Annotated in this window: 11 protein-coding genes and 1 tRNA gene; 6 read left to right on the forward strand and 6 right to left on the reverse strand. The window is 49.5% G+C overall.

The window, feature by feature from the left end; all coding sequences use genetic code 11:
- The first annotated feature begins 99 nt into the window (after nucleotides 1-99).
- The 5 genes from sdaAB (at nucleotide 100) to BN2373_RS02825 (ending at nucleotide 6,195) form a co-directional block, all read left to right on the forward strand.
- Complete coding sequence (gene sdaAB, locus BN2373_RS02805; RefSeq protein WP_053942657.1) at nucleotides 100-768, forward strand: L-serine ammonia-lyase, iron-sulfur-dependent subunit beta; 669 nt, start codon at nucleotides 100-102, stop codon at nucleotides 766-768.
- Nucleotides 769-777: 9 nt separating this feature from the next.
- Nucleotides 778-1,695 (forward strand): L-serine ammonia-lyase, iron-sulfur-dependent, subunit alpha, encoded by a 918-nt coding sequence (sdaAA, locus tag BN2373_RS02810; protein WP_053942658.1) that lies wholly within the window; start codon nucleotides 778-780, stop codon nucleotides 1,693-1,695.
- A 131-nt stretch (nucleotides 1,696-1,826) separates the two neighbouring features.
- Nucleotides 1,827-2,816 (forward strand): biotin--[acetyl-CoA-carboxylase] ligase, encoded by a 990-nt coding sequence (locus tag BN2373_RS02815; RefSeq protein WP_053942659.1) that lies wholly within the window; start codon nucleotides 1,827-1,829, stop codon nucleotides 2,814-2,816.
- Nucleotides 2,817-2,847: 31 nt separating this feature from the next.
- Nucleotides 2,848-3,396: a biotin transporter BioY gene (locus tag BN2373_RS02820; protein WP_053942660.1), complete on the forward strand. Its 549-nt coding sequence runs from the start codon at nucleotides 2,848-2,850 to the stop codon at nucleotides 3,394-3,396.
- 276 nt (nucleotides 3,397-3,672) lie between these two features.
- The gene (locus BN2373_RS02825) at nucleotides 3,673-6,195 is read left to right on the forward strand and encodes an ABC transporter permease subunit (protein ID WP_053942661.1); all 2,523 of its coding nucleotides are present in this window, start codon (nucleotides 3,673-3,675) and stop codon (nucleotides 6,193-6,195) included.
- A gap of 62 nt (nucleotides 6,196-6,257) precedes the next feature.
- Here the strand turns inward: BN2373_RS02825 and BN2373_RS02830 are convergent, their stop codons facing one another.
- Nucleotides 6,258-13,370: an InlB B-repeat-containing protein gene (locus tag BN2373_RS02830; RefSeq protein ID WP_053942662.1), complete on the reverse strand. Its 7,113-nt coding sequence runs from the start codon at nucleotides 13,368-13,370 to the stop codon at nucleotides 6,258-6,260.
- A gap of 322 nt (nucleotides 13,371-13,692) precedes the next feature.
- The gene (locus BN2373_RS02835; protein WP_053942663.1) at nucleotides 13,693-15,036 is read right to left on the reverse strand and encodes an oxaloacetate decarboxylase subunit alpha; all 1,344 of its coding nucleotides are present in this window, start codon (nucleotides 15,034-15,036) and stop codon (nucleotides 13,693-13,695) included.
- Between the two features lie 39 nt (nucleotides 15,037-15,075).
- Here BN2373_RS02835 and BN2373_RS07820 point away from each other — a divergent pair, with 39 nt between their 5' ends.
- A complete protein-coding gene (locus tag BN2373_RS07820; protein WP_154826117.1) occupies nucleotides 15,076-15,567 on the forward strand; it encodes a hypothetical protein in 492 nt (163 codons plus the stop codon).
- 57 nt (nucleotides 15,568-15,624) lie between these two features.
- On the opposite strand, the gene BN2373_RS02840 is transcribed toward BN2373_RS07820, so the two are convergent.
- The 4 genes from BN2373_RS02840 to BN2373_RS02855 all read right to left on the reverse strand — a co-directional run bounded on the left by BN2373_RS02840 (nucleotide 15,625) and on the right by BN2373_RS02855 (nucleotide 20,314).
- Nucleotides 15,625-15,698: transfer RNA gene (locus BN2373_RS02840), tRNA-Pro, on the reverse strand.
- A 245-nt stretch (nucleotides 15,699-15,943) separates the two neighbouring features.
- A complete protein-coding gene (locus BN2373_RS02845; protein ID WP_053942664.1) occupies nucleotides 15,944-17,215 on the reverse strand; it encodes a Glu/Leu/Phe/Val family dehydrogenase in 1,272 nt (423 codons plus the stop codon).
- A gap of 11 nt (nucleotides 17,216-17,226) precedes the next feature.
- A complete protein-coding gene (locus tag BN2373_RS02850) occupies nucleotides 17,227-18,207 on the reverse strand; it encodes a hydroxyacid dehydrogenase (RefSeq protein ID WP_053942665.1) in 981 nt (326 codons plus the stop codon).
- A gap of 82 nt (nucleotides 18,208-18,289) precedes the next feature.
- Nucleotides 18,290-20,314 (reverse strand): urocanate hydratase, encoded by a 2,025-nt coding sequence (locus BN2373_RS02855; protein ID WP_053942666.1) that lies wholly within the window; start codon nucleotides 20,312-20,314, stop codon nucleotides 18,290-18,292.
- Nucleotides 20,315-20,338: the final 24 nt, after the last annotated feature.

Consider the following 20,338-nt stretch of genomic DNA (forward strand, 5'->3'; position numbering starts at 1 on the left):
GCTTGCAATTTACAAATAGGTTACGTTTTCCTATACTTATAGATAAAAGAGGATGATTTAATAAAGAAGGTCGTCAAAAAAGAAAGGAATAGAGGTCCTATGAACGTATTTTCAATTATCGGCCCCGTCATGATCGGGCCCTCTTCTTCCCATACGGCAGGAGCTTGCCGGATTGGAAGGATCGTCTACCTTATGACCCATGGCACCCCCTTGAAAAAGGTCACCATCGAACTGTCCGGATCCTTCGCCCACACCTACCAGGGGCATGGCACCGACAAGGCCATCATCGCCGGGCTCATGGGTTATCAAACGGATTCCATCGAAATCCGCGATGCCCTCCACATTGCTCGCGATCGGGGAATTGACTTCACCTTCGTTCCTACCCATATCCCGGACTCCCATCCCAACACTGCCCGGATCACCTATGAGTTGGAAAATGGAGAAAAGGGCTCCCTGATGGGGGCTTCCATCGGCGGCGGAAACATCCGCGTCGAAGCCGTTAACGGCATGCAGGTCAACCTGACCGGCGAGCGGACTACCGTCATGGTCCTCCACAATGACGTTCCCGGCGTTATCGCCGACGTCACCTCCATGATTTCGGAAAAATACAGCCAGCTCAACATCTGCAACTTCACCCTGGGCCGCCAGGAAAAAGGCGGATTAGCCCTCATGACCATGGAATTTGATAATCCCTGCCCCGATAGTCTCAAAGAAGATATTGAGCAAGTGGATGAAGTGGTCAACACGGTTGTTTTCCCGGCGATATAGGAGGTAAATATGGTAAAAGAATTTTATTCCATTCAAGAAATGGTAGATGAAGCCCAGGAAAGAAAGATCAAGCTCTCCGACCTTATCCTCGAATACCAGGCCCAGGAAATGGGCAAGAGCCAGGAGGACCTTCTCCAAATCATGGATGACTACTTCCAGGTCATGATTGATGGCACCCACTTCCACGAAGAGGACAACCTCCCCTCCACCTCCGGCCTGACCGGGGGCGAATCGGAAAAGATCATGGCCTATGCCCGCGAACATGACGGCGGCTTCGCCGGCTCCTTCTTCACCAAAGCACTCGCAAGAGGAGTCTCCGTCTCCAACTGCAATGCCGCCATGGGACAAATCGTCGCTACGCCAACGGCCGGATCCTGTGGCATCCTCCCCGGCTGCCTGGTCACCATGTTGGAAGATGACGGCGTTGACCGGGACAAACTGGTCCGTGCCCTCTTTGTCGCTGCAGGCTTCGGCATCGTCATTGCCCGAACCGCCTCCATTGCCGGTGCTGAGGGCGGCTGCCAGGCCGAGTGCGGATCCGCTTCCGGCATGGCCGCCGCTGCCATGGTGGAAGTCCTGGGCGGAACCCCCGCTCAATCGGCAGATGCCTGTGGGATGGCCCTGATCAACCAGCTGGGCCTGGTCTGCGACCCCGTAGCCGGCCTGGTCGAAATCCCCTGCGTCAAACGGAATGCCGGCTCCATCGCCATCGCCCTATCCGCCGCTACCATGGCTATGGCGGGCGTTGACCTCTATATTCCTGTCGATGAAGTCATCGCCGCCATGAAAAAGATCGGCGATACCCTCCCCGCCTCCCTCAAGGAAACCGCCGGCGGCGGACTGGCCCAAACCGCGACCGGACGGGCCCTCCGCGACAAGGTCTTCGGCAAGATTAAACATGAGGAAGCCGAAGAATCGCTCGACTAAACTCTCCCCATAATAATGACCACGCCGGAATTCCGGCGTGGTCTTTTTTGTTGTCAACCATTTTTATTATTTAGTTGACACACCTCCCTCCCATACTTTACAATAATCCCAGTTTCTACCAAGGAGGACTTATGACTGATCCGACAAAAAAATTCCAACTCCTAACCCTTCTACAGGAAGCCAAAGAGGATGAGCGGCTCCTCTCCGGGTCTGACCTGGGCCGGGCCATGGACATCTCCCGACAGGCGGTCTGGAAGATGGTCAAAGGCATGGAGGAAGAGGGCTTCGCTATCCCCTCATCCTCCGGAGGCTACTCCCTGGAAGCCCTGCCCAAGGCCCTCCACCCGGAGGCCCTCCGACTCCTCCTCCCCCCACCCTACGATGAGGGGGGCATCCGGATCCTGGAGGACACCGCCTCCACCAACCTGGATGCCAAAAACCTCCTGGATGAGACCCGGGCTGAATGCGTGATCGTCGCCTCTAAGGCCCAATCCAATGGCCGGGGTCGCCTGGGCCGATCCTTCTTCTCCCCGCCCGGCGGACTCTACTTCTCTTTCGCCTGGCGGAACCATGAGAACCAGAAGAATTTCGGCCTCATCACCATCTTCGCTGCCGTTGCCCTCCACAAAGCAGTTCAGGACCTCTACCAAATCCCAACCACCATCAAATGGGTCAACGATGTGGAGAAAAGGGGGAAGAAAATCTCCGGCATTCTGACCGAAGGCCGGGCCGGCCTGGAAAGCGGCCGGATCGACACCATCGTCTGCGGGATCGGAACCAACCTCTTCACCCCGAAAGGCGGCTTCCCCGAGGACATCCGGGACCGGGCAGGTGCCCTCTTCGATTCCCCTCCTGGGGATTTCGACTACAACCTCCTTCTTGCCCGAATCCTCCACAATTATCTGGACTTCCAGATCCATCCCGACCTAGGCCTGGATCTCTACCGTAAAGCCTGCTCGACCTTGGGCAAAACCATCGCCTTTGAAGAAATGGGAACTTCCTCCCCCACCGTCATGAAGGGAAAGGCACTTGCCATCGATGACCTGGGCGGCCTGGTGGTGACCACTTCCCATGGGCAAGAAAAGACCCTCCGCTTCGGAGAAGTCCAAATCCTCAAATAATTTTTTCATTCGCTCAAGAAAGGAGCTTTTCATGAAACCATCATCTTTGGGAGCCCGGGAGATCGCCCTGGCGGCCATGTTCGGTGCCCTGACCTACCTGGGCTCCCTCCTGGTCATTCCGATCGGGCCCGTCCCCATCACCCTCCAGACTCTCTTTGTCGAAGTTGCCGCTATCCTCCTTCTTCCCAAGACTGCCGGCCTGGCCATGCTTGTCCACCTCCTCCTCAAGTTCATCACCCAGGGCGGGTCCCTCCTAATCAGCCCCTCCTTCGGCTTCGTCATCGGATTTATCTTCGCCGCTTTTGCCGGCTCCTACTACTTCAACACCCTAAAGGGCGGCCGCCTCTCGGATAAAAAGAGCCTCCTGGTTGCTCTCTTTATCTCGGCCATCCTCCCTTACCTGGTCGGCCTCCCCTACATGGCCTATATCCTGAACGGGGTTAATGGCCTGAGCAAGTCCTTTATGGACCTAATGAAAGCCGGCTTCCTCCTTTTCATTCCGGGAGACATGGCCAAAGTTGTCCTGGCCTACCTTCTGTCCATGGCCCTCCTTCCTGCCGTCCAGAAATCTCGCCATTAGGACCCCTGAGCCATTATTTTCACCCTATCCAATTAACAAAAAAGAGGGAAGACCGAAATCACCCGGTCTTCCCTCTTTTTCTTTTACCTAATCACTTGAACACGGCAAATCCCTCTTCTTCATATTCCTTCACTTTTTCTTCCACATCTTCTTTCGTCAAGCCGGATAGTGTGGACGATGCCGGCACTGGATAACAAAGCCTCAATTTGCATTTTTTACAGAAACAAAATATAATGAATGGTAGGAAATCGTTGCCCTATAAGGAGGACCCTATCCATGCTTCAATTTGAGCTTAAGAAATTGATGAAAGCTCGAGTTGTATTGGCCACGGTTCTCCTTGCTTTAGTTATGGCTCTTTATGTTAATTTCCGGTCTAATAATAGCTTCGCTTTAGATGAGACCTATCCTTCTTATGACTTAGCAAGTCCAGGCGTTATTTTTAACGAAATGATCTTCAACCAAGCCTACCGGCTCGATGATGAAATCCGTGCAAATTTCTATGAGGATCTTCACGCATCGGATGAAAAAACAGCTCGTCATAATAAGTCAAAACTGCAAAGCTTTCTTGCTCATGTTGAAAATAAGACTTTTCCGGAAAAGTATGAAGTAGCTCCACTTTTACAAGAACTGGACTATAAAAGGAATCAGGATTATAAGAATTTAGTAAAAAAATATGGCTTCCATTTTTACAGTCAGGCCGAACAGAAAACATTTGATTACGGGATTGCTGAATCCGAGTATTATCATAATCATGGAATTTTATTTACACATGGAGAAGAAGAAATCCTCTCCACCAACTACATTCGACGGATTATTTATAATAGTCAAATCATCTTCGGCCCCATTTTTTTTGGCTTTCTGATTCTGGCTTTTTGCGGAACGGTTTGTCAAGAGCGAGATAAAGGAACACTTTATCTTCTTCAATTACAGCCCAAAAGCCGAAGAAGAATTCTTGGTACCAAGCTGCTCCTCATGTTATTGATCTGCGGAATCTATGTGGTCGCTTTTTTCTTTTTTTTCCTCTTAATTTGCTTAGTCCAAGGCATCCACATCGATGGATTTCGGGAAATTTTCCGCATCTACCATGCCGGGCCTGGTATTCGCTATATGAAAGCTTCTGTTCTTCTTCCTCTGATTCTCCTCTCTTTTTTCACCTTAAGCTTACTTTTTTCCACAATCATCCTTCTTATCAGCACGATTTCACAAGACAAAGAATCTTCTTTAGCAAGCCTTCTTGTTTTCTTCGGTCTTGGTTATGTTTTCACCGAAAACCAGTCCTTTCTCCAAGGCTCCTGGAACCCCATCTATGCCATGGACCATGTACGCACCCTTACCGGAAAAGCTCGCACTGCTATCTCCATAACCAGCGAATTGAAATTAAATAACATCTCCTACACTTCGCCAACCTATCTATTATTATTTCTTCTTGCGGCTTTGTTTATCTTTACTTCTACGATCATTCTCTATTATTTTAACGTCCAATTCCACTCCTACGAAAAAAGAAAGCATTTTCGATCATATAGTATTTTTCGTTTTGAAATCCGAAAAATCACGCAAAATCGGAGTACTCTGATTTATTTTCTGGGTGCTCTCATCTTCGTTCTCTTCCTCCATTTTTCACAGGTCGGTGGTATCGAAGAAAAAATCCGTTTTTATACTCGGGAAGATGGCCTCCTAAAACAGCGAAGAGAGGAAGTAGATTTATATAAAAAACAGTTTCATGAGTCCGGAGGAGACCGAGAAACTGCAGAAGAAATGCTGAAAGAAGCCCTGATTCAATTGGAAAGGCAGGAAAATCTAGTCCATAGCTACAAAGAAAAAGATAGCTTTCTCTTTTACAAGACCCAATCTGAGATCTCTCTAGAGACCTTTGACCGAACCGGACAAAATCCCTGGATTTATAAGAGAGACCTCCCCACTATCTTTGACCGCTTGGAAAGTCAAAAACTTGACCAGGAATCCGTCAAAAATCAGATTACCCCCTTCTTTCGTCCAAGCTTCTATTCCTCTGCCTATGAATCATATACTTCACCTCTCATTGCTCGAGAGATGGAAGAAAAAGGACAGTACTTATCCAATTCCGGTCTTTATACATTCCTTCGTATGATCCAATACCAACGCTTGGACATTCTCTTTTTGGGCTTAATTATCTTTATGGTCCTAGGGGGATATGTCTTAGAAAAAGAAAATGGGCAACAACTCTGCCTCATTTACACCCAACCTTTCAGTCGCTTTCACTACCATCTCATCAAAGTATTGGCTCAGGAGACCATCATTATCGCCGTTTATCTGCTCCTATCCATCTTTATCCTCTTGCTTGGTACCATCACGGAAGGCTTAGGGGATCCAAACCAGCCAATTATCTACTATCAAAGCCTCTACGAAAATATAGCAACGGCTTCCAGGGATCAAGGCAATGCGATGAATTCAATAACAACGATTTCTATCACTACCTATCTTGCTTTGACCCTCCTGGCTATTGTGTGCCAAGGCTTCTTCCTCTCTGCTCTATCTTCCCTTCTTTCTCTCTTTACAAAAAGTAAAATTGCTCTTGTCGCTTGGACAGGGGCAATCACATTAGGGGGGATTTTAAGCTCAACATTCTTCTCCTATCCCTTCTTCCGCCTACTGAATCCTTTCACCTATTTCTTCGCCGGTCAAGTTGCCAATAATGCCGTCATGATAAAAAATAGGATACCCGGAGCCAGCTATCCCCTTAGTCTTACTGTCCTCATCTTCTGGGCCTGCCTCCTCACTTTCTGTGGTGGAAAGATGGCTTCAATAAAAGAACAATGGTAAAGAACATCAAACCACAAAAAAGCGACTTGGTTTATAAACCAAGTCGCTTTTTCTTCTACCGGCTACTTCTCTTGTGATCTCTTTTTCTTGCCCTTAATAAAGAGGGTTCCAAAGAGAGCTAACGAAGCAAGTCCCACTAGTGCATAGGGTAGGATGAAAAGATCACCGGTATGTGGTGCCTTGCTTTGATTCGTTTTTCCGCCTTTGTTGGCAGGGGAATTCGAAGTCGCAGGATCTTTCTTCCCTTGCTCAGGTTTGGTTCCGGGCTTACTTCCGGGGTCCGTACCCGGCTTTGTGTCCGTCCCCGGTTTTGGATCCGGGTTCGGTTTGTCCGGATTGGTTCCCGGGTTCGGTTTGTCCGGGTTTGGCTTGTCCGGGTTTGGCTTGTCCGGATCAGTTCCGGGTTCAGGATCCGGTTTCGGAACCACCGGCTTAGCTTTATATTGTGCTTCGAAAGTTTGATCCTTCACAAGACCGGTTTTCGGCACCATTGGCGACCACTTATCAAAGAGCTTGGTGCCATCTTTATACCTTGCCGTCTCCGGCAATACTGCCCGCAAATCCGGGTCCTCATAGGTGACATCATTACGGACATCAATGATCTTCTTCCGATGTCCTTCCACTGTACCGTCTTCCGTCGCATCAAAGATGAGGCGGACATAGCCTTCCGGCACTTCACCCGGATGGTCCGGATCCTCTGAAATAATCACTTTAGGATTATCCACATAGAGGGCCGTATAAGTTTTCTCCGTTACCGGTCCTTCCGTCGGTACAGGGGAATCCCAGGCGTCAAAGCGTTTTGTCGCATCTTTATATACCGCCATCGTGGGCAGGAGTTCCTGGAGATCCGGATCTGCATAGGTGACATCCTGTCTCACATCCAAAATCTTCCTGGTATAACCATCCACTGTGCCGTCCATGGTTGCATCAAAGATAAGACGGACATAACCCTCCGGAACAGGGTCCGGATTCTCAGGATCTTGTGTGATCACCTTGGGATTTTCCGTATATTGAGCAATGAATATCTCCGGCTCCACCATGCCTGTCTCAGGAACAAGCGGACTCCAACGATCAAACTTCATCGTTCCATCTTCATATATCGCCGTTTGAGGGAATTCCTTCCGCAAATCAGCGTCTTTATAAGAAACATCCTTCCGAACATCGATCACTTTCTTCCGATGTCCTTCCACTGTACCGTCTTCCGTCGCATCAAAGATGAGGCGGACATAGCCTTCCGGCACTTCACCCGGATGGTCCGGATCCTCTGAAACAATGTACTTCGGACCTTGTTCCACTACCGGTACCGGATAAGAAGGTATTTTTTCCTTCTCTGTTTGGGTCAGATAGACATCTTTCGGCGTTTTCCCTTCCGGCAACCGGTTTGTCGGGATGGTAAATTTCCCGGTCTCATCGACAGGAACTTCAATGGGATTTCCATCATTTCCCTTCAGGGGATTGCCATCTTCATCGGTCACCGTGATCTTGGAACCGGGAATGCCATTTCCGGTGATCTTGTCTTCGCCATAGGGGACAAGATCCACCACCGGCGGTTCAGAAATCGGAACAATGGGAGTCAGGCCGCCATAATCCTTCTGATATTCCGCTGTAATCGTCGTGTCTTCTTTGAAGATACCGGTCAGCGATTTGTCCCACTTCGTAAATAGCCAGGTAAAATCTTTTGTGCCATCTGCTTTTAGGACATCTTTCCCCTTTGGATCCCCTTCCGGTAAAGTAACTTTTTTCTCCGGATTGACCCAATAGATATGAGGTGTCGAATCCACCGCCTTATCCGTCGGATCACAGGTGACTTTCACAAAGTTCTCCGGCACTTCCGGTTTATCATCTCCTGTTTGCGGAACATAATCAGGAACCACCTTCACGTCAACATCAATAATGGTACTTGACCCATCTTCATAGAAGACTTCAATGGCTTCTTTGAAATCGCCCTCTTTTTCCGTCGTCACTCTCTCTGCCTTGGGCTTGACAATTTTAATGGTCAGGATTTTCCGCAAATCCTTGCCATTTTCATCCTTGGGCGGTGTGATCACTTCTTCATAGTCATCCACAGTCAAGCTATCCCCAATATTCTTGATGATTTTCCTTGCCGTCGGCTCCAAGGGCAGGATGGGCTGTGTCGGTGTTGAATAAGCGGCGATGATCTCTCTTTCCTGAGGAATGGTCATGCGTTCTGCCAGATCCACCTCCACTCTTCCTTGGGGATTTTTTTCACTGGCTTGAGCCGGATCCTTATAATACCAACCCTCAAAAGTGTAATTTCCGATTGGCTTTGGATCCTTTTCCGGGATAAGGACCTGGGCAAGCGGATTGACATAGTAAACTCTCCGCTGCTTATCCACCGCCTTATCCGTAGGATTCACAGTCACCTTGACGTAATCGGAAAGCTCCGGATTATTTTTCACAACGTTCGGCTTATCCTCATCATTCAAGGCACGATAGATATTCTTAAATACCTTGACCGGAATGTTGACGACTTTCTTTGTTCCGTTCTTAAAGGTGACCTCTGCTTGGATTTCAACGGTTCTTGGCCGGCTGTCGCCCACCGGTCCGCCTTCTTCCTTAACCAGGTCATAAACGTCCTCTTCGCTGGTAATGATTCGATAACTCTGATAATCCGGAAGACCGGTTACTTTTTCCAAAGCCCGGTCAAACTGAGCTTTTTGGGGCATGAAGTTATTCACCCAGGTCCCGTCATCCTTCTTCAGAGATTCAAATACCCACATTCCCTCTATCTCAGTTTCCGGAACAGGCTCCATGTCCGACCACTTCAGGTTATATTGGGCAACAATCGTCGTCACTTTCTTGGTGAATTGATCCTTGATCGTTTCCCCCTTATTCCAAGCCTTGGTAGCATCTTCCTTTACCTGCCAGGACTTAAATTGCCACTTTGCCTCCTTGCCCTTTGAATCCTTTAGCGGATTTCCGTCTTTGTCCTTTACCCCGCCACCTCGCGGATCAGCAGCAGGAATTTCCACAATTTTCTCGGGATTGACCTTAAAGTGCTTTTTGCTCTCACCGGTAAACTGATTATCCGTAATGGACGCATCCGCCTTATCCGTTGTATCAAGATAGACATCAACAAAGTAGTCGGGAAGGTCTTCATCTCCCGTAGTAATTTCGATGACGTCCTTCAAGGGTTTGAACTTAGCCGTAAAGGTATAGTCCTTCCGGATAACGGTGTTGGCATCGAGCAAGGGACTCTCCTGCCAACCGACAAATTCGCAATTCGGATCCGGTGTGATCACCGGAGGCAGAAGACTTCCCTGGGCATCCTGCTCTTGAGGAACGGGAATGTTCCGGAATTCCAATCCATCAATCACGTCGTAGAAGACTTCTTTGATTGGATTACCCTCGGCATCCTTGCCGAAGGAACCATCCCGGCCCGCTTTGAATATGACACGATGGTAACCATCCGGCACAGCAGAATCCGGTGTCTTCCTTTTAATAACACGAACATCCTGATAGTAGAAATTCACTTCACTGGAAGCCACCCCGTTAATGCCGGTCATTTTCCCTTCACTGTCAACATCGAAAAAGAGCTGTCTCTGGGGTGTGCTGATGAGCTTCCATCCCGGGATCTCACGGAAGTTTACCGCATCATAATCGTTATTTCCCTTTGTTACCTCTTCTGAAGGAATAATCGTGTAACTGTCATCCGGTTTTCCCCCTATTGCCGGCAAAGACTCTACCGCTGTATTCTTTGTGCTGAGATAGTTGACCGTATAGTGTCTCTTGGTAAACTCTCTATAGAAGAAGCGGAAATAATTCTTCTTGGCCTCAGGGTTATCCTCGAGCTTGCCGTGGTTATCAATCTTATCTGCTGCCACACGCAAACTTTGGAAATAGGTGTTCTTTCGTTCCGTTTCTTCTACATATTGTTTATATTCGCCGGATTCTTCTTCCAGCTTGTCCCATTCACTTCTCGGGATCAGGAGATATTCATTCCCCTGATATTTCCCGGTTGTGGTTGTATATTCCCCTACGCGATTGTTTGGGATGGTCACCCTGATTGGTTCCTTCACGGGATGAAAGTCCTCATCCAGGAAGTAGTGTTCCGCGAGGATGTCAACCATGTCATTTTTGACCCAAATTGCCTTCAAATAGACATCGCTGACCACGCCATTGCCAAAGGCGTACAATTCCTCCACGCCGTACTTATCCTTATAGGAGGTGTCGATCGATCCATCGGCCTTGTAACGAACGATCTCCCAGCCCAGAAAATCGTAACCCTTTCTTATCGGAGGAGTCGGTGCCTGAACCGTCATACCATTTCGGACGTGGAATTTCTGCTCCTTCTCATCTCCGGATTCTTTTACCGGCAAAACATAAGGAACGGTTCCGCTCGAGGTTTGGATTTTTTCTCCCTCTTTATGGGTCGCAATATCTTGGGGAAGAAGATTTGAGAACCTTCCTCCATTGGCATCAAAAGTGAGGTTCCAATCGACATCAGGTTCGCCCCATTTCGCATAAAGAACTATATCATAATTAGGCATATTAGCATCAGCATCGGCAAGCTTAGCCTTTAATTCTTTTATTTCATTCTGTATCTTGAATTTCTTATCCTTGTCCTTAGAATTCTTAGCTAATTCTTCATACTTATCACCGATTTTAGCCTCAAGCTCTTCAGATTTCTTCACTGTATCTTTAATCAGCTTGCTACCCTGAGGGTCCATCGCCCATCCCTTGAAAACGAAGTCATCCGGCACATTGGCAGGTCTATCCGCCTCAGTAAGCTTATATTCCTCGTCAAGATTTAGTTTTCTGAGAGGCATATCATAATATACATCAGTTACAGTCGCATCCTTACCACTTGCAAGCTTCTTGCCAGCAAAATCAGAATGTTCATTTATATCTGACGGATTCGTGTCAAGAAACAGCTTGTATTTCTCACGTTCATAGGTAAATGCAAAGCGGTATCTAGGAATATCTTTGAAAGGGACTCCGTTAATTCCCTTCTCAGCTATAGGTTCAAAGAATGACTTCTCATTATTTTTTCTATTTTCTTCAGTTTTATCTAATTCCTTGCCAAGCTCATCAAAAGTAAGCTTTGATAGGTCTTCCGTATGACCTTTTTTCTTAGCAGGACGCTCCTTAGCGTCGTTAAAAGGATTAATCCCAACATACCTAGGCTTAAAACCTACAATGCCCGGAGCAGGATATTCGTATGAACCTGATGTATCAATCTTGGTATATGACATATCAGGATTATAGTGGAGTGCACCATCGATGCCCTCAAACAAATATTCCATATAATAGATAGCGAATTGATATTGTTCACTTGAAGAAGGTCCAAGAGAAATAGTTCTCTCAGGTAGCAATTCTCCAGTTGAAGTTGAGTGAGTTGCACGCGTTACATCTGGATCTAGTGCACCATAATCTCTATCTATAAAATCCTTTGATGTTAGCCAATACGGCGGTGTATCAAGATATAGACTTTGGTCTTCATTATTATTGTTTTCTGAATTTAACTGCCAGCCTATAAAACTACGATTTGGGTCAAAGTCGATTCCACCTTCCCCTATGAGCCACATATCGTTAGGCCATTTTGTCATTCTCTCGCCGAACTTCGCTTTGAAATTGTATGGCTTGTTCACTTCCTTAGTAGAATCATATTTTGTTCCATCAGGAAGCACCATCTTTGCTTCTTTAGCCGGATAGCCATATTCCGGATGGTCTATACCGAATTTTTCAAATAGCATCGTGTATGTCTGACGATTATAATAAATATTATATGTGGTACTACCGTCAGGCTGAACTTTCTTGACCAAATTTGCGGATGTGCCGTCCTCGTTTTGGATCTTTTCGCTATTGGCTTCCAGGATCTTCTCCGTGTTGCGAACGTAATACTTGTTGAGTTCCTTTTCTTTCCCTTGGTCGGTCAGGGACTTCTCGATTTCAGGGAATTTAATGCCATCGGGCATCATGGTGGAAAGATCAGGTCTTGACCCGGTTTCCGCATCGGTGACCACTTTGGCTGCAATGAAATCATAAGCATCCGATTCAGCCTTCTGTGTCCAGAATTGAATCGTATAATTGGCTTTTGGATTCTGTTTCCAGAGTGCAGTAAAGGTAATATTCTGGGCTGGCATGGCTTCTTTAATCCCATCAGGAAATTGATCCATATGGAATGTTGTCCCTTTGGCCAGCGTTTTTACGCCGTCATCCGTCTTGTAGTACAAGTCGACGTTCGCCTTCCAACCATCGAAAGTTGCCCCAATTTTTTCAGGTTTCAGATCCAGATTGGGGATGGTCTGTCCATAGTAGAGTCTCTGCGAAGGAACCGCCGATCCGCCGTCCATATCAAATCGGATATTGAAGGCGTCACGGTTGTAACGATATTCAATAACCGCATCTTCTTTATTCTCCGGAATTCTCGTATGGATCACTGTTTTCTCCGGAGTGTAACCAATTCTCTCCTCCTCGCGAAGAGGCTGGACAATCACGTCTGATCCAACAAGACCATTAACTGTCGTATAGATCAGCTGATCTTCTCCATCTTTTGGTCCATATTGATTTTTATCGTATAGCCCCTGGAAAACATGCTTAACACGTATTTGCCCTTCCTTTGCCTGATAGCGATACGGGTGGAGGGCCATATACTCCGTTCCGCTCTTTGTCCCCTCAATTGCCTTCTGTTTAATGTAATCGTAATTCAATTGGACTTTGGGGGTGGGACGGGTGTAACCATCAATATCCGGAAGATTCACCGTCTTATTAATCTGACTTTTCTCCGCATCAGACATTACCGGTTGTTCAGTTCCCCGGTTGTCGGTATACCGATATTCCTCATCCCCCACGGTTGCTTCATAGGGTTGAAAGATGGGCACTTCTTCCCCATCTTTAACCGCCATATATTGAACTTTGATGTGGTAGGTATTCGGCATCTGGGCATTTTTTATCTGTTCATTTGCCTCTTCCTTTGTTGCCGGATCATCGCCCAGGTCTGCCGGATCAGAGACCGACTTCTGGTTAATAAATTTGATTTTCTCCTCCGGGATCGCATCATAATCGAAGCTATTCCCATTCGCCTGGCGAAGTAAGCTATTTTGCATTTCCTCGGGATATGCCGGTGATGCCGAAGACTGGATCGGCATCGCCGTAAGAAGCATGGCTATGCCTAACAAGAAGCTAAGACTTCGCATGAAAAAACGTTTCATCCTCTTCCTCCTCTACTTCCATTGATCTGGTTATTCACGACCATAATTTTTATGAAATCGTCTATTCTTCCAGGATTGACCATTTTTTATTTCAATCGATTCCTCACTAAAAAAATCATATCCTAGTGTATTCATATTCATTATTATAATGGGCATATCGCTTATTTTCAATCTCTATTGAGCAACTATCCTTCTCTAATTAGACCCATGTATTATTGATTAAAGGAAGGTTGGTTTAAGAAAAGAAAGTATAGAGAAAAATAGAGGGCGGAATCCCGGTGTTGGACTCCGCCCTCTTCTTGTCTGCTGATTGTTTCAGAAGTTAGGCGTACTTTTTCTGGAGGAAATCCTTGGCCACTTCGGGGAAGGATCCATAGGAGAGAACATCTTCTTCCGTTCTCGCCAAGCCTGCAGTCTCTTCACGCAGCTTGGGAAGAATGGGATCCAAGTGGTCGGCCGGCCGGTCAGTCATGACCGCGGCATTGCCGATCATCTTGGTCCGGATCTCATCGGAGATAGGTGCGGGAGGCTGGCCATAGAGCCCTTTGACATAGTCCTTGACTTCTTTAGGGACCAGCTTGTAACGCTCGCCCATGAGGACATTCATGGTGGCCTGGGTCCCGACCATCTGGGACATGGGGGTCACCAGGGGTGGATAACCGAGGTCTGCCCGGACGTTGGGGACTTCTTTCAAGACCGGCTCATAGAGTTCCGGCCGTCCCTGTTGGATGAGCTGGGAAAGCAGGTTGGAGAGCATGCCGCCGGGAACCTGATAGACCAGGGCCTTGGGCTCCACTTCCAACATTTTAATGTTGAGAACGCCGTCTTTGACATACTTGTCCCGGATGGGTCCGAAGTACTCCGCCAGTTTTTGAAGAACTTCCAGATCAAGGCCGGTATCGTAGCCCATCTCACTCAAGGTGATGTGCATGGTCTCGGTGGCCGGGTGGGATGTCCCGCCGCCTAAGGGAGACAGGGCAGTGTCAATGATGTCAACCCCGGCTTCCACTCCCTTGAGAAGACTCATCGAAGCTGTTCCGGCGGTAGTATGGCTATGGACCTCAATGGGAAGGTCGGTAACCTTCTTCATGGCCTGAATCAACTTGAAGGACCGGTCCGGGGTCAACAGGCCCGCCATATCCTTAATGCATATGGAGTCCGCACCCAGCTCTTCCATCTCTTTGGTGAGTTTGGTGAAATAATCCAGGGTGAAGACCGGACCCGTCGTATAGCAAATCGCCGCCTGGGCATGGCCCCCGTACTTCTTGGTCGCCTTCATGGCGGTCTCCAGATTTCTCGGATCATTCAGGGCATCGAAGATCCGGATAATGTCAATCCCGTTTTCAATTGACTTGGCGACAAAGAGCTCCACGAAATCGTCCGGATAGTTCTTGTAGCCCAAGACGTTCTGTCCGCGGAGGAGCATCTGGGTCTTGGTATTCTTCAGCCCCTTGCGGAAAGTCCGAAGCCTTTCCCAAGGATCCTCATTCAGATAACGCATGCAGGTGTCGAAGGTCGCTCCACCCCAGCACTCCACGGCATAATATCCGGCCGAGTCAATTAAATCCAGAGCCCCTTCCATTTCCTTGGTGGTCAGTCTTGTCGCAATCAAACTCTGCGATGCATCCCGCAGGATCGTGTCCACCACTTTAATTGATTTACTCAAGTGATTATCCTTTCTAGGTCCCGGGCAGGAAATCCGCCCTTGTCCCTGTTCAACCCCTTTTCTTTCTTCTCCTATTCTATCCTAAAAAACGCTTTCTTTCTATCCGATGAGGGAATATTGTCCTCTGCCCGCTCTCGCCTAGTGGTGGTTTGGTGGTTTTCTGCCAATCAACACTATGATTTCTCCACCTCAGTAGTGGTGGTTTGGCGATTTTCTGTCAATCAACACTATAGTTTCTCCGCCTCAGTAGTGGTGGTTGTAGCGATTTTTACAAATCAACACTACGATTTCTCCGCCTCAGTAGTGGTGGTTGTGGCGATTTCCGCAAATCAACACTATAGTTTCTCCGCCTCAGTAGTGGTGGTTGGGCGATTTTTTGCAAATCAACACTACATTTTTGTCTCCTTAGTAGTGGTGGTTGTGGCGATTTCTTCAAACCAACACTATGATAGAAAAAAAAGTCCAGATGGCCAAAATAATCTAGAAAAAAATTGGGGGCAAAATTGGGGGCAAAATCCAAAATGTGGATAACCTAAAGCAAAAGAAAAACGGCCTGAAACCATTGCTTTCAAGCCGTTTCTTTATTGATCGGAGTGAGAGGATTTGAACCTCCGGCCCCTTGTCCCCCAGACAAGTGCGCTACCGAACTGCGCCACACCCCGGTATCTCAATTATTCTAACAAAAAATCCTAGATCTTTCAAGGCTTTCACCGGAATTTGTTACCTTATAAGAAACGAAGTGCTTGATACTTTCCAGGCAAGATACACCACCCAGCCCGGCTCTGCCAACCCTCGCCCCCCACAAAAAAGCCCCTCGGCATCAGGCCGAGGGGCTTTCTTTCTTATTTCCCCCGGCACAGGGCCAAGGGGCTTCTCTATGACCGCTTATCTGTGACTGCTCTTCAGGCTATTTTACCCAGCCGCGGAATTTCATGGCTTCGTAGATCCGCTTAATGGAAACGAGGTAAGCGGCATCACGCATGGAGCACTTGTGCTCTTGAGCGAGATCCCAGATGTCATTAAAGGCAACTTCGGTAGCCGCGTCCTGACGCTGAACAACTTCTTCTTCGGTCCAGTAGCGGCCGGCCAGGTTCTGTACCCACTCGAAGTAGGAGACGGTGACGCCACCGGCGTTGGTCAGGATATCCGGAGTAATGACGATACCACGGTCCATGAGGACTTTCTCACCGGCGGGGGTGGTGGGGCCGTTGGCGGCTTCGGCGACCAGCTTGCACTGGAGCTTGTGGGCCACTTCTTCGGTGATGGCATTTTCCAGAGCACAGGGAGCGAAGATGTCCACATCCAGGGTGAAGAATTCCTCTTCATTGAGCTCCTTGGAGCCGGGGAAGTTGATGAGGTTGCCATTCTTTTCCATGTAGGCTTCCAGTTCGTCGAAGTCGAAGCCGTTTTCATTGTAGATGGCATAGGTGCCTTTTTCACGGGTCCATTCGGAGATGGCCACGACCTTGGCACCGCCCTTGCACATATTCTTGACGGTGAATTTTCCGGCATTGCCGAAGCCTTGGACGGAAACCTTGGCGCCCTTCATCTCGATGCCGATCTTCTCAGCAGCAAATTTGGCGATCAGGTAGATGCCGTAGCCGGTGGCTGCACCACGTCCCAGGGAGCCGCCCCATTTGGGGTCCTTGCCGGTGAATACGCCGAAGTTGGCATTGCCCTGGTTGATCTTGCAGTACTCATCCTGCATCCAGGACATGACTTTGGTGTTAGTGCCGACGTCGGGAGCGGGGATGTCATAGTATTCGCCCAGGTTCCGGTAGAGTTTGTCCACATAGCCACGGCAGAGCTGCTCGAGCTCATTGTCGGACAGGGTCTTGGGGTCAACGATGACACCGCCCTTGCCGCCGCCGAAGGGGACGTTCATGACGCCACACTTGAAGGTCATCCAAATGGAGAGGGCCTTGACTTCGTCAATATTGACGTTCTGGTGGAAGCGGATTCCACCCTTGTAGGGGCCGATGGCATTGTTGTGCTGGGACCGGTAGCCCTTGAAGACCTTGGTGGTCCCGTCGTCCATCTGGACAGGGATGTTGACTTCAATGACTTGCTGGGGCTGGGACAGGATCTGGTAGACGTCGTCGCTGTAGCCCAGGGTTTCGCAGGCTTTCTTGATCTTGGCTTGGGCAGATTCAAAAGGGTTCAGGTTTTCTTTGGCCATGGATATCCTCCTTAACGATATTCCAAATTATCCAAATGGTTTACGGGATAGGAGACAGGCTCTCCCTTTAATACTTCAATGACGCCGGTGGCGGCCATGGTGCAGCAGTTGTAGACCGCCTCACGGGTGGTCGCTGCCGTATGGGGGGTCAGGATGACTTCTTCCATATCATAGAGCGGGGAATCCATGGGCAAGGGTTCCTGCTCAAAGACATCCAGGGCAGCACCGACGATTTCGCCGGCCTTGATGGCTTCGATGAGGTCTTCGGTGTTGACGACTTCGCCTCTGGCACAGTTAACCAGGGAAGCGGTCTTCTTCATGGCCTTGAAATCCGCCATGCCGAAGGAACGATGGGTCTCCGGCGTTCCGGGAAGGTGGAGGGAAATGAAGTCCGCCTCTTTCAGGACCTCTTCCTTGCTATCCTCCAGGGTGATGGGGGCCTTCATATTTTCCTGCTTCTGGTAGGGGTCATAGCCGATGACCTTCATGCCCAGGCAAGCGGCTTTTTCCGCCAGCATCTGGCCGATCCGGCCACAGCCGATGAGGCCCAGGGTATGTCCGCCCAGCTCGTAGGTGTTCTTGAGGGTGTAGCGGACGTTGTAGTTTCCGCTGCGGAGTTCCTGGTCAACGTGGCGGACCCGGCGAGCCACCATGAAGAGGAGCATGAGGGTGTGTTCGGCTACAGAGTTGGCATTGCCGCCCGGAGCCCAGGTAACCTGGATGCCCTTTTTGGTCGCATAGTCCACATCGATGTTGTCCAGGCCGACGCCGTGCTTGGCGACAACCTTGAGGTTGGGGGAAGCATCCATCATAGCCGGGGTGATGGGATCCACCCGGGTGATGATGGCATCAATCTTCTCTTCCTTGAGAATCTTGATGAAGGTTTCTTCCTTCTGGTCGGGCGAGACGATGATTTCAATATCATTCTGATCCAGCAAGTCTCTTCCGGATTGGTCCAACTCGACCGTAAATAGCACTTTCTTTTTTGACACGAATGTCCTCCTGTCCTTTTTCCTTTGCCATCGATAACAAGCCGAAGAAGGCCGGGACCGGCCTTCTCCACCTGCTTATTCCTTAGTCAAAAAGTTTCTTGACCGCCTCTTTTACTTTATCATCATTGGCGATAAATGGAAGGGTAATATGGCCATCCTCATGGTTTTTATTCCACTCGGCCGCCACTTCCAAAGCGTGCTCATTCCGAGCCCAGGACCGACGGGCCACCCCGCCCATAACGTCCCAAGAGAGGGAGAGGCGGATGATCTCGTCCACTTTTTCCGATCCATCGAGGACCAGGCCGAAGCCACCGTTGAGGGACTTGCCGATTCCCACTCCGCCACCGTTGTGGAGGGCCACATAGGTCATTCCGCGAGCCGCATTCCCGGCGTAGCACTGGATGGCCATATCGGCACAGACGTTGGAACCGTCACGGATATTGGAGGTCTCGCGGAAGGGAGAATCCGTACCGGAGACGTCATGGTGGTCACGGCCGATCATGACAGGGCCGATCTTCCCTTCCCGGACCAGCTTGTTGAAGGCCAGGGCGATGTTGACACGGCCCACTTCATCCTGATAAAGGATACGAGCCTGGGTTCCGACGACCAGCTGGTTTGCTTCCGCATCCCGGATCCAGTTGTAGTTGTCCCGGTCCTGGTAGCGGCGAGTAGGATCAATGGCCTCCATCGCCGCATGGTCCGTGGCAATCAGGTCCTCATGCTTGCCGGACAGGCAGACCCAACGGAAGGGGCCATAGCCATAGTCGAAGAGGAGGGGTCCCATGATGTCTTCGACATAGGAGGGCCAGATAAAGCCGTCTTTGTCGTCGACACCGTTCCGGGAGATTTCCTTGACACCGGCATCGTAAACCGCCTTCATGAAGGAGTTCCCGTAGTCAAAGAAGTAGGTTCCACGCTCGGTCAGCTTTTTGATGATGTTGAAGTGTCTGTGGAGGGTCTTGTCCACCAACTCACGGAAGGTCTTGGGATCTTCAGCCAGCATCTTGGTCCGCTCTTCAAAGGTCAGGCCCACCGGGCAGTAGCCGCCGTCATGGGCATTGTGGCAGGAGGTCTGGTCGGAGAGGAGGTCAATGTGGATGTCATGGTCATAGATGTATTCGAGGAGGTCGACAATGTTGCCATGGTAGGCAATGGACATGGCTTCCTTCTTATCCAGGGACTCCTTGGCCATTTTGCAAGCCTCTTCGGGGGTCTCGGCCAGCTTGGAAATCCAGCCCTGCTCCAGACGTGTCTCAATCCGGGAGATGTCGACTTCAGCAACAATGGCTACCGCATGGGCAATCTCCGCTGCCTTTCCCTGGGCACCGGACATCCCGCCCAAGCCGGAGGTGACAAAGAGTTTGCCGGACAGGTCATCCTCATGGCCCAGGCCCAGCTTCAGGCGGCCAGCGTTGAGGATGGTGTTGAAGGTTCCGTGGACAATGCCCTGGGGCCCGATGTACATCCAGCCGCCGGCGGTCATCTGTCCGTAGTTGGTCACGCCCATCTCTTCAGCAATCTCCCAGTCCTCATGGTTGTCGTATTCACCGATGAGGATGCCGTTGGAGATGACCACACGAGGAGAATTCTTCCGTGACTTGAAGAGACCCACGGGATGGCCCGAAGCCATGACCAGGGTGGTCTCATCGGTCAGGTTCTCCAGGTACTTTTTAATCAAACGGTACTGCATCCAGTCGTGGCAAACAGACCCGGTCTCTCCGTAGGTGACCAGTTCATAGGGATAAAGAGCGACATCGAAGTCCAGGTTGTTGTCGATCATAACCTGGATGGCCTTGCCTTCGGTGCATTTCCCCTTGTATTCATCGATGGGCTTGCCATAGATCCGCCCTTCCGGACGGAAGCGGTAGCCATAAATCCGGCCACGGGTTTTCAGCTCTTCCAAAAATTCAGGGATAAGTTCCTCATGGAACCTTTCCGGAATGTAGCGAAGGGCATTCTTCAAGGCAACTTCCGTTTGGGCCTGGTTGAGCCGGAAGCCCCGGTCCGGTGCCCGGCGGATGCCTTCCTTGAAGGCCGGCATCTCCGGCAGTTCGTCGAAGTCCAGCTGGATCCGCATGGCCCCGGCGATTTCCTTGTTATCTAACATCTTTTCCTCCTTACTTTTGCAACA

The organism is Kallipyga gabonensis (assembly GCF_001286805.1).
In the GTDB taxonomy this organism is placed as follows: Bacteria; Bacillota; Clostridia; order Tissierellales; family Peptoniphilaceae; genus Kallipyga; species Kallipyga gabonensis.

Coding starts and splice junctions, on each gene's coding strand:
- sdaAB (WP_053942657.1), top strand. CDS start 100: ATGAACGTATTTTCAATTATCGGCCCCGTCATGATCGGGCCCTCTTCT.
- sdaAA (WP_053942658.1), top strand. CDS start 778: ATGGTAAAAGAATTTTATTCCATTCAAGAAATGGTAGATGAAGCCCAG.
- BN2373_RS02815 (WP_053942659.1), top strand. CDS start 1,827: ATGACTGATCCGACAAAAAAATTCCAACTCCTAACCCTTCTACAGGAA.
- BN2373_RS02820 (WP_053942660.1), top strand. CDS start 2,848: ATGAAACCATCATCTTTGGGAGCCCGGGAGATCGCCCTGGCGGCCATG.
- BN2373_RS02825 (WP_053942661.1), top strand. CDS start 3,673: ATGCTTCAATTTGAGCTTAAGAAATTGATGAAAGCTCGAGTTGTATTG.
- BN2373_RS02830 (WP_053942662.1), bottom strand. CDS start 13,370: ATGAAACGTTTTTTCATGCGAAGTCTTAGCTTCTTGTTAGGCATAGCC.
- BN2373_RS02845 (WP_053942664.1), bottom strand. CDS start 17,215: ATGGCCAAAGAAAACCTGAACCCTTTTGAATCTGCCCAAGCCAAGATC.
- BN2373_RS02855 (WP_053942666.1), bottom strand. CDS start 20,314: ATGTTAGATAACAAGGAAATCGCCGGGGCCATGCGGATCCAGCTGGAC.